16 protein-coding genes and 5 tRNA genes are annotated in these 14,790 nt (G+C 44.0%); 13 read left to right on the forward strand and 8 right to left on the reverse strand.

Annotation, left to right across the window (positions count from 1 at the left end):
- Positions 1-873: 873 nt before the first annotated feature.
- From E7X57_RS11075 to E7X57_RS11090, 4 genes are all read right to left on the reverse strand, one after another.
- Positions 874-945: transfer RNA gene (locus E7X57_RS11075), tRNA-Gly, on the reverse strand.
- Between the two features lie 14 nt (positions 946-959).
- A tRNA-Phe gene (locus E7X57_RS11080) sits at positions 960-1,034 on the reverse strand.
- A gap of 68 nt (positions 1,035-1,102) precedes the next feature.
- Positions 1,103-1,179 (reverse strand) — tRNA-Val (locus E7X57_RS11085).
- Positions 1,180-1,353: 174 nt separating this feature from the next.
- Positions 1,354-2,127 (reverse strand): molybdopterin-synthase adenylyltransferase MoeB, encoded by a 774-nt coding sequence (locus E7X57_RS11090; RefSeq protein ID WP_135613037.1) that lies wholly within the window; start codon positions 2,125-2,127, stop codon positions 1,354-1,356.
- Positions 2,128-2,246: 119 nt separating this feature from the next.
- On the opposite strand from E7X57_RS11090, the gene mbhE reads away from it, so the two are divergent.
- The 9 genes from mbhE to E7X57_RS11135 are packed head-to-tail and all read left to right on the forward strand — an operon-like array spanning position 2,247 to position 9,448.
- Entirely contained in the window at positions 2,247-4,619 is a 2,373-nt protein-coding gene (gene mbhE, locus E7X57_RS11095) for a hydrogen gas-evolving membrane-bound hydrogenase subunit E (RefSeq protein WP_135613038.1), read from the forward strand.
- A complete protein-coding gene (locus tag E7X57_RS11100; protein WP_135613039.1) occupies positions 4,616-5,035 on the forward strand; it encodes a monovalent cation/H+ antiporter subunit B in 420 nt (139 codons plus the stop codon). Before mbhE ends, E7X57_RS11100 begins: the two co-directional genes overlap by 4 nt.
- Positions 5,028-5,450 (forward strand): NADH-quinone oxidoreductase subunit K, encoded by a 423-nt coding sequence (locus tag E7X57_RS11105; RefSeq protein WP_048193323.1) that lies wholly within the window; start codon positions 5,028-5,030, stop codon positions 5,448-5,450. Before E7X57_RS11100 ends, E7X57_RS11105 begins: the two co-directional genes overlap by 8 nt.
- Positions 5,447-6,988: an NADH-quinone oxidoreductase subunit M gene (locus E7X57_RS11110; protein ID WP_135613040.1), complete on the forward strand. Its 1,542-nt coding sequence runs from the start codon at positions 5,447-5,449 to the stop codon at positions 6,986-6,988. The genes E7X57_RS11105 and E7X57_RS11110 overlap by 4 nt, the downstream gene beginning before the upstream one ends.
- Complete coding sequence (locus E7X57_RS11115; RefSeq protein WP_135613041.1) at positions 6,985-7,479, forward strand: Na+/H+ antiporter subunit E; 495 nt, start codon at positions 6,985-6,987, stop codon at positions 7,477-7,479. The genes E7X57_RS11110 and E7X57_RS11115 overlap by 4 nt, the downstream gene beginning before the upstream one ends.
- Positions 7,476-7,742: a cation:proton antiporter gene (locus E7X57_RS11120; RefSeq protein ID WP_135613042.1), complete on the forward strand. Its 267-nt coding sequence runs from the start codon at positions 7,476-7,478 to the stop codon at positions 7,740-7,742. Before E7X57_RS11115 ends, E7X57_RS11120 begins: the two co-directional genes overlap by 4 nt.
- A 23-nt stretch (positions 7,743-7,765) precedes the next feature.
- Positions 7,766-8,086 carry a monovalent cation/H(+) antiporter subunit G gene (mnhG, locus tag E7X57_RS11125; protein ID WP_371413202.1) on the forward strand — a complete coding sequence of 107 codons (321 nt, stop codon included), beginning with the start codon at positions 7,766-7,768 and terminating at the stop codon, positions 8,084-8,086.
- Positions 8,087-8,126: 40 nt separating this feature from the next.
- Entirely contained in the window at positions 8,127-9,197 is a 1,071-nt protein-coding gene (locus E7X57_RS11130) for an L-threonylcarbamoyladenylate synthase (protein ID WP_371413198.1), read from the forward strand.
- Positions 9,198-9,211: 14 nt separating this feature from the next.
- A complete protein-coding gene (locus tag E7X57_RS11135; protein ID WP_135613044.1) occupies positions 9,212-9,448 on the forward strand; it encodes a hypothetical protein in 237 nt (78 codons plus the stop codon).
- A 147-nt stretch (positions 9,449-9,595) separates the two neighbouring features.
- Here E7X57_RS11135 and E7X57_RS11140 read toward each other — a convergent pair whose 3' ends face one another.
- The 3 genes from E7X57_RS11140 to E7X57_RS11150 form a co-directional block, all read right to left on the reverse strand.
- Entirely contained in the window at positions 9,596-10,915 is a 1,320-nt protein-coding gene (locus E7X57_RS11140) for a signal recognition particle protein Srp54 (protein WP_135613045.1), read from the reverse strand.
- 162 nt (positions 10,916-11,077) lie between these two features.
- Positions 11,078-11,152 (reverse strand) — tRNA-Met (locus E7X57_RS11145).
- A 195-nt stretch (positions 11,153-11,347) separates the two neighbouring features.
- Positions 11,348-11,422 (reverse strand) — tRNA-Met (locus E7X57_RS11150).
- 179 nt (positions 11,423-11,601) lie between these two features.
- On the opposite strand from E7X57_RS11150, the gene E7X57_RS11155 reads away from it, so the two are divergent.
- Together E7X57_RS11155 and E7X57_RS11160 are read left to right on the forward strand one after the other, a co-directional pair.
- Positions 11,602-12,027, forward strand: a complete 426-nt coding sequence (locus tag E7X57_RS11155) for a Zn-ribbon domain-containing protein (RefSeq protein ID WP_135613046.1) — start codon at positions 11,602-11,604, stop codon at positions 12,025-12,027.
- Between the two features lie 92 nt (positions 12,028-12,119).
- On the forward strand, positions 12,120-12,890 hold the full coding sequence (locus E7X57_RS11160; protein WP_135613047.1) for a heparan-alpha-glucosaminide N-acetyltransferase: 771 nt from the start codon (positions 12,120-12,122) through the stop codon (positions 12,888-12,890).
- Position 12,891: 1 nt separating this feature from the next.
- Here E7X57_RS11160 and dinB read toward each other — a convergent pair whose 3' ends face one another.
- Positions 12,892-13,971: a DNA polymerase IV gene (dinB, locus tag E7X57_RS11165; protein WP_256369422.1), complete on the reverse strand. Its 1,080-nt coding sequence runs from the start codon at positions 13,969-13,971 to the stop codon at positions 12,892-12,894.
- Positions 13,972-14,154: 183 nt separating this feature from the next.
- Between dinB and E7X57_RS11170 the strand changes: the two genes are divergently transcribed.
- On the forward strand, positions 14,155-14,445 hold the full coding sequence (locus E7X57_RS11170) for a hypothetical protein (RefSeq protein ID WP_135613048.1): 291 nt from the start codon (positions 14,155-14,157) through the stop codon (positions 14,443-14,445).
- 142 nt (positions 14,446-14,587) lie between these two features.
- Positions 14,588-14,782 carry a 30S ribosomal protein S17e gene (locus E7X57_RS11175; RefSeq protein ID WP_048193312.1) on the forward strand — a complete coding sequence of 65 codons (195 nt, stop codon included), beginning with the start codon at positions 14,588-14,590 and terminating at the stop codon, positions 14,780-14,782.
- Positions 14,783-14,790 lie beyond the last annotated feature (8 nt).

Genomic DNA, 14,790 nt, shown 5'->3' on the forward strand with positions numbered 1-14,790 from the left:
TTGTCGGAAAAGAACTCTATGTTTAATTAGAGAGTTGTTTTCTTTGCACAATGTTGGTTAGTTCTTTTTGATAGATAAAGTCACTATCAGTCAGAATTAACCGAACTGCCAATTTCAACGTCAGACCTGAAAAGCTCAGGTCTCCACTAATGATTTTGAAATGGAGGTGATTGAAATTCCGCGCACGTTGTGCGGGATTCCCTTGATACATTCCATCGCATATATACCTTCCGATTCGGAAGATTGTGACACATTTTTGGAGAATGTGCCGATATGCATGAAAATATATCACGTTTTTCGAACTCTCAACAGATCGTGTCAGAATCGACAGCAACCAGCTCATTGAGAGCACCCCTACAATAGCTCCCTTGCATATATACGTTGTGTGACAATGTGTGACATGGGTATATATTAGATGCAAATTTAATACTTCAAACGACGAATACTAAAATTGATTTTGTACCAATGTTGCATCTTTAGAACTAGTGACTAAATGTAAACTTGACTCAACAATAACACTTTGACAATAAACAAATGGATCATTGGACATAAGGAACAAGAGTATTTTGAAACATCACATCCCCATAAATCGAGAACTTTCCAATTCAAATTCTCCAACCAATCAGCATAGCCAACCATTCATCCAAATTTATACATATGTTGAAAATCTGTAAAATACCCAGGCCATAGTCAAAAATAATTCAACTCGTTCCAAATCAAGAAGGGATCCAGAATATAGCCAGATAATTTAGTTGCCTTGAGATTCGTACCATATTAAAATTCCATAATAAGACGTATGGAAATATAGATCATTCTAATTATTAGTAACCATAAAAATGATTTATAAAGTTAAAACACGAAAAAATAAGGAAATACACCAGCCGGGAATCGAACCCGGGTTCGAGCGTTGGCAACGCCCGGTGATAACCGCTACACTACTGGTGTGATATGCATATTTTTGGTGCCCAGACCCGGATTCGAACCGGGGACAACTGCCTCTTCAGGGCAGCGCTCTCCCACTGAGCTACCTGGGCTTCGAGAGCAACCAATACATATCGTTTTTCGATATAAACTTATCGAATCGACATAATTGAAAGATTTGTGGTGGGCCCGCGGAGAGTCGAACTCCGGACCTCCGCCATGTCAAGGCGACGTCATAACCATCTAGACCACGAGCCCAATTTGCTTCTTTGTTGTCCAGTAAAATTGAATCCTGAACAACGCTTCTGTTTCGTATTTACTTCGAACCATGCTGCCCGAAGCAAACACCTATAACCGATTTAATGTATAAAAACGTTTCTACCAAACATGTCATTGAAGACTATTTTACTCGATCTACGAAAACACGAATAATTAGTAATTTTCAGCAACAATCGACGTTATTTTAGGATCATCCCCACACACTGGACATTTCGGATTCTTGTTCACAGTAATCTCATCAAACCTCATTCCGAGGGCATCATAGTAGATCATGCGCCCTACCAGTGACTTTCCGAGACGGGAGATGTACTTCACAACCTCTGTTGCCTGCATGGTCCCAACCACCCCGGGAAGAATACCCATAACTCCGGCAACCCTTGCAGCATCAGTTGATGGAGAGCTGGAGAAAATGCAGCGATAGCATGGCCCCTCGTGAGGAAGAATGGTCATGACCTGGCCCTCGAACATGAAGATGCTGCCATGGAAGAGAGGTTTGTTGTACAGTACACATGCATCGTTCAGGAGATAGCGGGTAGCAAAATTGTCAGAGCAGTCCACAACAACATCATAATCACTGATCAGACCCTCAACATTATCAGGCCCCAGACGCATATCATAAGCCACCACTGTGACATCAGGGTTCAGGCTTTCCACATATTCCTTTGCAGACTCTACCTTTGACCTGCCGAGATTACCTGCATGGATCACCTGACGCTGTAGATTGCTCATCTCCACAATATCGTCATCGATGATGCCAAGAGTTCCTATTCCTGCTGCAGCAAGATACTGTATCACAGGAGAACCAAGTCCTCCAGAACCCACGCAGAGAACTCGCGACTCCAGTAATAACTTCTGCCCATCTTCACCCATGGCCTTCATGATAATATGCTTTGCATACCTTTCCTTTTGATCAGGAGTTAATTTCATAAGACTAATATATACGCATAAAATCTTATAAATAGAGCGGAGATGGAAAAGAGATTTATCATGGTTTATAATTGTAATGAAAAACAGTTATATATAGGGACTCTATTTAGAGAGGACACATGGATTCATTTAATGCAATAACGGCAGCCATATTCCTGCCGTTCATATTTGCCGGGCTTATGCCCATTATGGAAAAGTTGTTAAAGCAACGCGTGGGCTGGTTTGCAGCAGCCACAGCCCTTGCATCCTTCACACTCATCGGCCTGGCAGCGCCGGAAGTACTTGGAGAAGGGCATATAATCCAGGGCACAATATCATGGATACCATCTGCAGGAGTTAACTTTGCAATCTACGCAGACGGACTCGCAATGCTTATCGGATTTATCGCATCCGGCATTGGCGTACTTATCATGTCCTACTCCAATGGATATATGTCCCAGAAAGAGGAACTTAAAAGATACTACCAGTATTTGCTTCTCTTCATGGGATCCATGATAGGAATGGTATTTTCCGCAAATACGATACAATTATTCATATTCTGGGAACTTACCAGTATCACATCTTTCATGCTTATCGGGTATTGGAGGCACAAACCTGAATCCATCTATGGTGCCACCAAATCCCTCCTTATCACCGCTGCCGGCGGACTTGCAATGCTCGCAGGTTTCCTTCTGTTACGCACCATTACAGGCTCTTTTGACCTTGCCGCCATACTGAGTGACCCACAGGTTATCAGTGCAGTTAAGGAACACGAGCTCTTCCTGATAACACTTATACTCATATTGATCGGTGCGGCAGCAAAGTCTGCACAGGGTCCCTTTTACATATGGCTTCCAAACGCAATGGAAGCCCCTACCCCAGTCAGTGCTTTTCTGCACTCAGCAACAATGGTCAAAGCAGGTATCTATTTAGTCGCAAGGATACACCCGATCTTCTCAGGAACAGACGCATGGTTCATCCTTGTAAGCGGCATAGGCATCTTTACAATGTTAGTCGCCGGATTCCTTGCTTTCAGGCAGACCGACATTAAAGGTATCCTGGCATATTCCACCATAAGTCAACTGGCCTACATTATGACCATGTATGGTTACACCACACATCACGAACCAGGCATCGGTGTGGCAGCAGCAACATTCCACCTACTTAACCACGCAACGTTCAAAGCCTGTCTTTTCCTTGTCGCAGGTATCGTTGCACACGAAGCAGCCACGCGCGACATACGAAAGCTCGGAGGGTTGCGGCGTGAGATGCCCATAACTTTCATCGTGGCGAGCATTGCCGCTCTTTCAATGGCAGGCGTGCCACCACTTAACGGTTTCCTTAGTAAGGAGATGTTCTACGAATCATCCCTTGAGATGGGAGCACTCCTTGGAGGCGGGTTCACATTCCTGATCCCTGCATGCGCAGTTCTTGGTGGCGTTTTCACCTTCGCTTACTCTATAAAGCTGATCGACGGGATATTCCTTGGAGAGCGCTCAAAAGAGCATCTTCCGGAACATATCCACGAGCCACCACTCACAATGCTGATACCACCGGCATTCCTGGCATTGCTTGTAGTACTGTTCGGACTTGTCCCATCCCTGCCTATAAACACCATAATTGAACCAACCGTATCAGGCATCCTTCTGGAAACAGCACACCTACATGTAAAGCTCTGGCATGGCATCACAACATCCCTTATAATGACAATTGTCACATTCATACTTGGTATCCTAATATACACCAGATATGATAGGATCGCAGCCTGGCAGGATAATTTCAATGCAAGGTTCCCATGGATCAGCGTCAATTACTACTATGACAACGCAGTGGATTCTGCAAAAGAAAGAGCATTCAAATTCTCCACCATCACACAGCCAGGGAATATCAAATACTATATGACCGCAATGCTGCTGCTCATGATAACAGTAGTAGCAATTCCCGTCATCACCCTTGCTACCAATATAGTACCTTCTACTTTGAACTTTGACATTCCACCATATGAAGCAATACTGCTACTATTGCTAATTGTGGCTGCTCTGGCAGCAGCAGTTCTTCCGAAATACCTGCCAGCCATTATTGCACTATCTGCACTTGGATATGGCGTAAGCCTGCTTTTTATCTACCTGAAAGCACCGGACCTTGCCCTTACACAGGTACTGGTAGAAACCCTTTCTACCATAATATTCCTGCTTGCGATCACAAAGATACCGCAGAAGTACAAAGAAATAATTCCAAAATCTGTCCTTTTCAGGGACCTCGCAATATCCCTGGCAGTTGCAGCAAGCGTATTTGTAGTATTGCTCAATGCAACACAGGGAATAGTGGCACCATTCGAATCCCTTTCTCACTACTTCATTGAGAACAGCCTTCCTCTTGCAGGAGGCCATAATATCGTCAATGTGATCATCGTGGATTTCAGAGGTTATGATACCCTTGGAGAAATATCAGTACTCTGTCTTGCAGCACTCGGAGTATACAACCTGATACACAGCCGAGGTGAGGAACAATGACCACAATAATAACTAAAACAATAACGAAAATATGCATCCCCCTGGTTATCCTGTTCTCCATATCCCTGCTACTTGCAGGCCATAACAACCCTGGAGGAGGATTTATCGGAGGCGTGATGTTCGCGTCGGTCATTGCACTGATGTACGTCGTATTCGGATTGAAATATGTTAAAACATTCTTCAACCCCGACTGGGCCAAATGGTTCGGATTCGGACTCATACTGGCATCATTGACCGCATTCGCAGCAATGTTCTTCGGACATAATTTCTTCAGGAGTGCTGTGGAATTCGTCCACATCCCATTGTTCGGAGAGATCGAACTCGTATCTGCCGGTCTTTTTGATATCGGTGTTTATTTCGTAGTGATAGGATCACTACTATTCATCTTCAAGAACGTAGGTGATGACAATGAATAATACATTACTTACCATCACGATCTCACTACTCTTCGGCATAGGAACATTCCTTATGCTAAGAAGGGACATCATAAAGGTCATAATCGGATTGTCAGTTTTATCCCATGCAGTTAACCTGCTTATCGTCTCGACCGGAATATTCGATGGTACAAAGGTACCTATCATCACAGGATCCGGGCATGAAGGAGAAGCATCCGGCATAATATTCAATGACAATCTTGCAGATGGTGTACTGGCACCCGTGGTTTCCGCCTCAACACATGTTGATTTTGTTGACCCGCTTGTTCAGGCACTTGTACTCACAGCCATCGTAATCAGTCTCGCAACAACAGCATTCATACTGATCCTTGCATACAGGATCTATGAAGAATATGGGACCACTGACATACGTGAGCTCAGGAGGCTGTGGGGATGATCGCAGAAATGTCACACCTCCCAATATTACTGATAGCCGTACCGATACTCATGGCTGCCATCATGCTCTTTTTGCGCTCAAATGCAGGGTTGCAGAAAGGATTGAACATTGCCGTTTCATTCATTATGATGGCAATCAGCTTCATACTCCTCTGGCAGGTCTGGAACGGAGGTATTCAGGTCTATGAAGTAGGAGAATGGGGCAAATATGGCATCATACTTGTGGCTGACCTCTTAAGTTCAGGGATGGTAGTGTTAAGCTCACTTGTATCCTTCCTTGCACTCCTCTACTCGCTGGACTACATTGAAGGCAGATCATTAAGCTCCAGTTATCATTCACTCTTCAACCTGCTTGTGGCTGGCCTTAACGGAACTTTCCTGACAGGAGATATATTCAACATGTTCGTATTCTTCGAGATACTCCTGTTGTCCTCCTGTGCACTTGTTGTCGCGAACGAGAAAGGCGGTGTCACAAAAAGCTCCGACAAGATGGAAGCCACATTCAAGTACCTTGTGCTGAACATGATCGGCTCCATTGTAATGCTTATAGCAGTAGCTTCTCTTTACGCCACCGTAGGAACTCTTAACATGGCAGATCTCTCTGTCAAGATAAGTGCAATGAGCGCAACCGGAACCCTTCCGTGGCACATATTCGCCATTGCGTTGCTCTTCATCGTGGTCTTCGGAAACAAGGCAGCAATATTCCCGATGCACTACTGGCTTCCGGATGTACACCCCACTGCACCATCACCCATCAGTGCAATGCTTAGCGGAGTTATGATAAAAGTCGGAGCTTACGGTATGCTCAGGGTTATCTTCCTGATATTCAGAGACGCACTGTACCTGTTCCAGCCCATCATAATATTTCTGGCACTTGCAACGATCATCATTGGAGCAGTATCTGCTGTCGGTCAGAAGGACGTTAAACGACTGCTGGCATATTCCAGTGTCAGCCAGATCGGATATGTTTTCCTGGGAATTGGTTTTGGTACAGTTTATGCACTTGCAGCATCCCTTGTATTCTTAGTGAACCACGCGATCGCAAAATCCATGTTGTTCCTTACCTCAGGAGGTATTATCCACCATGCGGGAACAAGGGACATGACAAAAATGGGCGGAATGATGAAAACAAGCCCGGTAATGAGCGTGGCCTTCCTGATAGGTGCTATGTCCATTGCAGGACTACCGCCGATGGGGGGTTTCATTGCAAAGTTCGTGCTCTTTGACGCAGGGCTTCTTGCAGAGTATTACATACCCATTGCCATAGCCCTGTTCTTTGCAGTCTTCACCCTGTTCTACATGTTCAGGGCGTGGCTCCTGATGTTCTGGGGCGAGATAAGGGATGTAGATAAATATGGAGAATATTCCTCACACAAACCTTCCTACATGATAGTAATACCTATAATGACACTTGCAGCACTGACATTCGTCTTTGGGATCTATGCTGAACCGCTGATAGCCCTATCGCAGGCAATAGCAGAACAGCTGATCGATCCACAACCATACATTGATGCAGTGATGACGAGGGTGGTAAGATGAAACGATATCTTATTTATTCAGTAGCTCTTGGACTGATCTGGTGCTTTGTACACGGAACTATAAGCTCCACCAACTTCCTGGTGGGACTTGTACTCGGACCTTTCGTAATATATCCTTTCAGGGAACTATATGATTTCACAAGGAAGAAGACATACATCAACACGATCAGGAAAATACCAAAACAACTGAAGTTCCTGTCAGTTCTTCTCATAGAGATCATAAAAGCGAACGTCATGGTCGCAAAGATCGTTCTGAGCCCAAAAATGGACATCAAACCAGGAATAGTTGCAGTACCCATACGTACGGTGACCGATGCCGGCATAACAGCTATCGCCAACACCATCACTCTTACTCCCGGAACACTTACACTTGATGTATCGGACGACAGGAAAGTGCTCTATGTACATGCGATCGACGCATCTGATCCGCAGGGAGTACGCGACTCCATCAGGGACGATCTTGAAAAATATGTACTGGAGGCATTCGAATGAACTCATTACTACTGGATATCTCACTGACATTCATGGTCATCGCAATTATACCATGCATATACAGGATCATCAAAGGACCAACAATACCTGATCGCGTGATCGCTGTGGATGCCATGACAACAGTTATCGTTGCCATCCTTGGTATCTACTCATACATACAGGGATCCGCATTCTTCATGGACGTAGCCCTTGTACTTGCTATCATCTCCTTTGTCGGAACTATCACTATATCCAAGTACCTTGATGAGGGGGTGGTCTTCTGACAAACCTGAATATTGCACTTGATATCGCAAGCACTATCCTTTTGCTCATCGGGGTATTCTTCGTATTCCTGGGCATGGTAGGACTACTGCGCCTGCCCGATATATATAACAGACTTCATGCGACCACAAAGATCGGCACCCTGGGAACATTCGGAGTGATGATGAGCATTCTGGCAAAGGTGGGCTTTAGCCCCATGGGAGTAAAAGCCATAACTGTTGGCCTATTCCTGCTCCTTACCGCACCAATTGCAGCTCACATGATCGGAAGGGCAGCCCACAGGCACGGTGTAGGTCTTTGTAAAGGATCCGTCATCGACGAGTATGGTCAGGATCAAAAAAAGTGAAATGGCCCTGCGTACCACTTAAGAATAAGGTCACAATATAGTGTCAAACAGAATGAATATGAGATGCAGGACGTTGGTCTTTAGGAACAGTGATGAGAACTTTGAAGATGGGTTGGCAATAGCTGCTGACATCATCAGCAAAGGAGGAACTGTTGCCTTCCCGACAGAAACCGTATATGGACTTGGTGCCGATGCATTGAACGCTGATGCGGTACACAAGATATTCAAAGCAAAAGGCAGACCTGCAGACAATCCTCTCATCGTCCATATCGCGAATATACACCAGTGCATTGAGCTTGCAGAAGAGATACCTGCAGATGCCATGAAACTCATGGAAAAGTTCTGGCCAGGTCCACTTACACTTATTTTGAAAGCAAAGGATGTTGTACCTGATGTTACCACCGGTGGACTTTACACCGTAGGCCTGAGGATGCCAGACAACCCTGTTGCTCTTGAACTTATCCGAAGATCAGATACACCTATCGCTGCACCCAGCGCTAATACATCCGGGAGTCCAAGTCCTACAACTGCTGATCATGTAATTCACGACCTTGATGGAAAGATAGATGCCATACTGGACGGCGGACCTACACAAATAGGTCTTGAATCCACTGTTGTTGATATGACCGACAAGATACCTACCATATTACGCCCCGGACAGGTTAGTGTCGAAGATATAAAGGAATGTGTTGGTGATGTACGCATCGGATACAGGGACAGGACACTTGAAGAGGGTGAGGTCGCACGCTCACCAGGCATGAAATATACTCACTACTCACCAAAAACAAAAGTAATTCTCATCGAAGGCAACATTAAAGATGTTCACAAAGCAATGACTGAGATTGTGTCGGACTGTCATCGGGAAGGAGAAAGAGTAGGTCTTTTTGTGACCGAAGAAACTGCGAAAATAGTCAATGCAGATGAAATTTACTCCCTTGGGAAAAGGGAAGTACCATCCCAGGCAGCCCGTAGTATATTTATGGGTCTGCGACATCTTGATAGTACAAATATTGATCTCATCATAGTCGATGGGACTCTAAATAAGGAAGGTATTGGAGCAGCAGTCTTTAATCGATTGAGAAAAGCAGCTGACAGGATAATCAATGCATAAACGGAAGGGATCAATTGAAAGCAGAGAAAAAAGAGTATAATGTTGCAAAGCAGGAATATCTGGAGATCACAAGAAGGAACAGGAAGATTGCTAAAATCGATATGTTGATCCTTGGTACCGGCCTTTTGCTCAAGTACGTTGGAGAAGCTGACATCGGTAAACATTTCATGTGGCTTGGTTTCATTATTATTGTATACGTATTCGGTTCAAACATGATGGCAAAATCAGAACTGAGAAAAACCCAACTTTGATAAAAAGAAAAAATGAAATAGAGCAAATATAAATTAATAGATCAATAACTCATAAACCGGACAACAAAAATAGTTGAATGCTAACAGATGATATCTGTTAGCGAACTTCTTTCTAATTTGATAGGAGGTTCAAACCCCCAGGTCCGTTCACATACCGAATTTTTTCATCATTTTCTGCATATTGAACTTGCCGCCACGAAGTCCTTTCATTGCATTTTGCATCATCTTATGATACTTTAAAAGTTCACGCACATCATCAGGACCGCTGCCTGAACCCATGGATATCCTCTTTATCCTGGAACTGCCGATAAGCCTTGGGTTGAGCAACTCTTCCTCGGTCATGGAATCCATCAAGACACGGTAACGTCCCATCTTATCCTCGGTGACCTTGTATGCATCATCAGAAAGCTTCATGCCCATACCACCCATAGGCAGCATCTGCATGATCTGCTTCATTGGACCGATCTTGTTCATGGCCTCAAGCTGGGAATACATATCCTTAAGAGTGAAACGACCTCTCATCATGGCTTCCATGTCAATATCTTCTTCGGAAAGTGTCTCCTCAGCCTTTTCAATAAGTGATTTAATGTCACCCATTCCCAGAAGCCTGGAGATGAACCTGTCCGGCTCGAACTTCTCAAGGTCATCCGGAGTCTCACCTACACCAATAAATGCAATAGATGAATTCGTTTCAGAAACTGCAGACAGTGCACCACCACCCTTGGCGGTACCATCCAGTTTGGAGATCACAACACCTGAGATCCCGACTGAATCATTGAATGCCTTTGCCTGTTCACTTGCCTGCTGACCAATAGCACCGTCGAGTACAAGCAATTTGTAATCAGGCTGTGCAACCCTGTGGATCTGCTCCATCTCATCAATGAGATCAGCTTCCAGCGAGTGTCTTCCAGCTGTATCCACAATAAGGACATCATTCTTTTCAAGTTCCTTCAGACCCCTTTCCACAATGCCAACTGCATCGGGATTGCCCTCTTCACCATAGAACGGCACATTCAGATTATTACAGAGAGTACTGAGCTGCTGGAATGCACCCGGACGGAAAGTATCAGCACAAACGACAGCGGGTTTCAGACCTTTCCTCTGGAAATACCGTGAAAGCTTTGAGGTCGTAGTTGTCTTACCGCTACCCTGCAGACCGATCATCATGATCTTCTGCGGCTTTAACGGAATGTCTGCACTCTTGCCTACAATATTGATAAGTTCCTGATAGACGATCCTGATAACATGTTCACGAGGATTCATGCCTGAAGGAACTTCCTCCTTCAACGCACGCTCCTTTATGTGACTGGACATCTTCATAACAAGCTTGACATTGACATCTGCCTGAAGTAATGCCCTCTGTATATCTTTTACAACCTCATTGACCGTTTTCTCATCTATACGGCCGGCGCCAACCAGTTTCTTTAGTGCATCCTGCAGGGAGCTGCCGAGTTTGTCCATTACCATTTAAGAATCATCCTGTATAATTTTCATATGAAAGTAGCAAATACTAAATTGACCTGACACAAAAATGCCATCTTTGTTTAATAACCTTTTGAAAAAAGGTCCCTAAGAACAAGAAAAACACATAGAAAGCTCTTAGGAGAATCGTATCAAAAGGAAAGAATATAGCGGGGGATGGATTCGAACCATCGGTCTACGGGTTATGAGCCCGTCGGGATCTCCTGGCTACCCCACCCCGCTTCAGAGTGGTATTCACGCTTGCAGCCTCTCTAACGAGTTGATGGTACATAAAGGTTGCTAACGCATAGGTTGCAAATACATCGAAGATGAAAAACTAAATATTGAAACTCAGCACTCAATACAAAGAATTCAAAGAGAAGATCGAGTGAACACTTAACAAAAACATAATAAAAAGAAAATCAAAAGGGAATGTTATAGCGGGGGATGGATTCGAACCATCGGTCTACGGGTTATGAGCCCGTCGGGATCTCCTGGCTACCCCACCCCGCTTCAGAGTGAGTATTCACGCTTGTAGCCCTCCTAACGGAGTGATGATAGATAAAGGTTGCGCATATCACGTATCGGCGGCGATATTTTTGCCATAATCATGATAAAATATAATGATCAGAAATAAGTTCATGCCATAAATCTTTAAATATATCACAACTAATAGGGGAATCGGTGAATAGATGCCACACAAATGTACCCGATGCGAAAAAATATTTGAAGACGGGGCCGAGGTAATTCTAAGCGGCTGTCCGAACTGTGGATGGAACAAGTTCCTCTACGTCAAGGACATGGAACCAAAGACGGATATCGAAGATGCTGCCGAAGAGCAATTGCCTGAAAAAGAAGAGAAAGAAGTAGCCGATCCCGCAGACCAGTTCATCAAGGAAATCGATGACATCATCGGCATTGAGCATCAGGAAAGAGAGGTTGTTGAGGAAGAAGGAGAAAGAGTGGAGTCCGTGAGGATACTTGGACCTGGATCATATGAACTGAACCTTAACTCACTTCTTGAGCGTGACGAAATTGTGATGGCGATAAAACAGGATGGAACATACGCAGTAGATCTCTCCTCTGCATTCCGCAAGAAAAGGAAAAAACCTGAGTGAACATTTGCATTCATACTTTTTTACTTTAACATTTGTTACTAATACGCATTTTTTGGATATTACAACCTCATTTCTGAAAGACCGGGGAACGGATGACAGAACTTCATGAACGATTCTGGGAGATAGACCTTCTAAGAGGAATAGCCATCATAATGATGGTTGGTTTTCATTTGTTATACGATATCAACTACCTGGGTGCCTATGATATTAACCTCGCCACCGGACCAGGATTCATTATCGGAAGACTCAGTGCAATACTGTTCATAATGATAGGAGGCATCTCACTATCTCTTAGTTATTCCAGAAAACAGAGAATATACGACCCAGTATCCGGATTCATCAAATATACCAAAAGGGGGCTGAAGATATTTCTCTGGGGAATGGTCATAACTGCTGGCAGCTACATTTTCCTCAGGGACGGCGTAATCGTTTTTGGCATACTACATTTCATTGGAGTTGCCATCATCCTCGCATACCCATTCCTGAAATATAAGGTAGCAAATCTCATGCTGGCCATTCCTGTTATTGCCCTAGGATCATGGATGCAGACCTTTGACATCGGAAATACATGGCTTTTCTGGATCGGACTCAGACCGGAAGGATTCCACTCGTATGACTACTTTCCCCTTTTCCCATGGTTTGGGGTTTTGCTACTTGGGATCTTTCTGGGAAATTCCCTTTATCCAAACTACAAGCGGACATCACTGACATCAGGGATACCAAATATTTCAGCTATGTTGTCTGTCAAAACGCTATGCTACATGGGAGAAAGATCATTGCTGATCTATTTGTTGCATCAGCCGATGCTTGTGATATTATTGTACGCCACAGGCATTGCAGATCTGAACCAGCTTTATCCATAAGTCAGAAAAAATCGGTAAGACGTGTTTGCTTTTCATCCATTTTGTCAAGCTTAGTAACACCAACACCCACCAATCTGAGCTTACCCCTGCCCCTGAATTCCTGAAGGAGCATCTTTGAAGTCCTTTGAATGGCAGAAAGATCACTTGAATAAGCACTTAATGTCTTTGCTCTTGTGTATGTTGTAAAGTCTTCAAGCCTTACTTTAATAGTAACTGTCTTGAACAGGTATTTCTTTTTCAAAAGCGAAGCATGTACATTCTCTGAAAGTGCATCGATCACATTTTCCACAAGATCCATATCAGAAGTATCCCGGTCAAAGGTATCTTCCTTGCTGATCGATTTTACATCCCCCTTTCTTATTACACTTCGATCATCCACACCATTTGCAAGCTGGTGCATCACAAGGCCGAACTTACCAAAACGTTCACGCAGAGCCTGCACATCGTATCCTGCCAGATCACCAATGGTCCGGATACCAATATCATTAAGCAAGGAAGAGGTCTTTTTGCCTACGCCGGATATCCTTGAAACATCCAGAGGGAACAGGAAACTTCTTACATCTTCCGGCCTTACCAAGGTTAATCCATCGGGTTTCTGGTAATCAGAAGCTATCTTTGCAATGGACTTGTTAGGAGCAACACCTATAGAGCAGGTGATCCCTTCTTTGAGATGGACTTCTTCCTTTATCTTCAATGCCAGATCAGATGCCGTATCAAAATCCGATACCAGGTCGCTCACATCAAGATAAGCTTCATCCACACTTACCTGTTGGAACTTAGAAGAGTAACTTCTCAGAATATCCATTATACTTGCAGAGACCCTTTTGTAAAGGGGCATATTTACCCGAAGATAGACCGCATTGGGACAAAGCCGATATGCTTTTGAGATAGGCATGGCCGAATGTATACCATATTTACGTGCCTCATAAGAACAGGTACTCACGACACCCCTGCCCTCCCCGTTCATTGGATCAGAACCCACAACTACAGGCAGTCCCTTTAGCTTCGTGTCTACTGCAGTCTCTACTGATGAATAGAAACTGTCCATATCCACATGGAAGATTATATTAATGTTTTTCACCGGTCAAGCTCATGAGTGGCATTATTAAAAATGTTTATGCACATTACAAGGGACACACTTATTAGCTTTCCAAATACCATAAATTCTCAAATAACATGGAGTCTGGCAAAGGATTTTATGCATGGAATGTATGAAGATGAGTAAGATATCGATATAAGTATCAAAACGATCCGGAAGATAAAAATGTACCAATACATAGCCATTGCAGCATATTGCGTAGTCCTTTTCCTGACCCTGAGAGATATCAGGATATTCCGCCGTACACGTCTGGCATCATACAGGAAAGGCGCACTCAAAGGGCTTGTGGCATCTACCGTGATACTTGCAGGCATCATACTCGTAAGCATAAATGCCGAACTTGGACTGGTAATTGTGTTCATAGGCCTTTATATAAATCGCAAAGGAGTGCGCGAGAATGTTTTCAATGATGCCACCACCCAGGAGCGTCTTTTGGGAAAAACAGACATCGAGTGAGTACATGCAAGCTACTATAAGCTACATGCAAGTAAATAAAGAGCTGGAAGATGCACCCTCAATCCAAAAGATATAAATGTAAAGGTTTTCTATTATGGCGATAATCTTAATCATATCTATCTAAATCTACTGGAGATATATAATGGGAAATATTAGACAGACAAACATCAAGAACATTGCATTTCGCCTGATCGACAACCACGGAGACGTATTCACAACAGACTTTGACCAGAACAAGCTTCTCGTTTCACAGTACACAACTATCGAGAGCAAAGTCATCAGAAACCGTGTCGCAGGCTACGTTACACGCAAGATCACACACCCAAAGAAGATCTAATTTTGGGA

The sequence above is a fragment of the Methanococcoides sp. AM1 genome (assembly GCF_900774055.1).
Taxonomy (GTDB): domain Archaea; phylum Halobacteriota; class Methanosarcinia; order Methanosarcinales; family Methanosarcinaceae; genus Methanococcoides.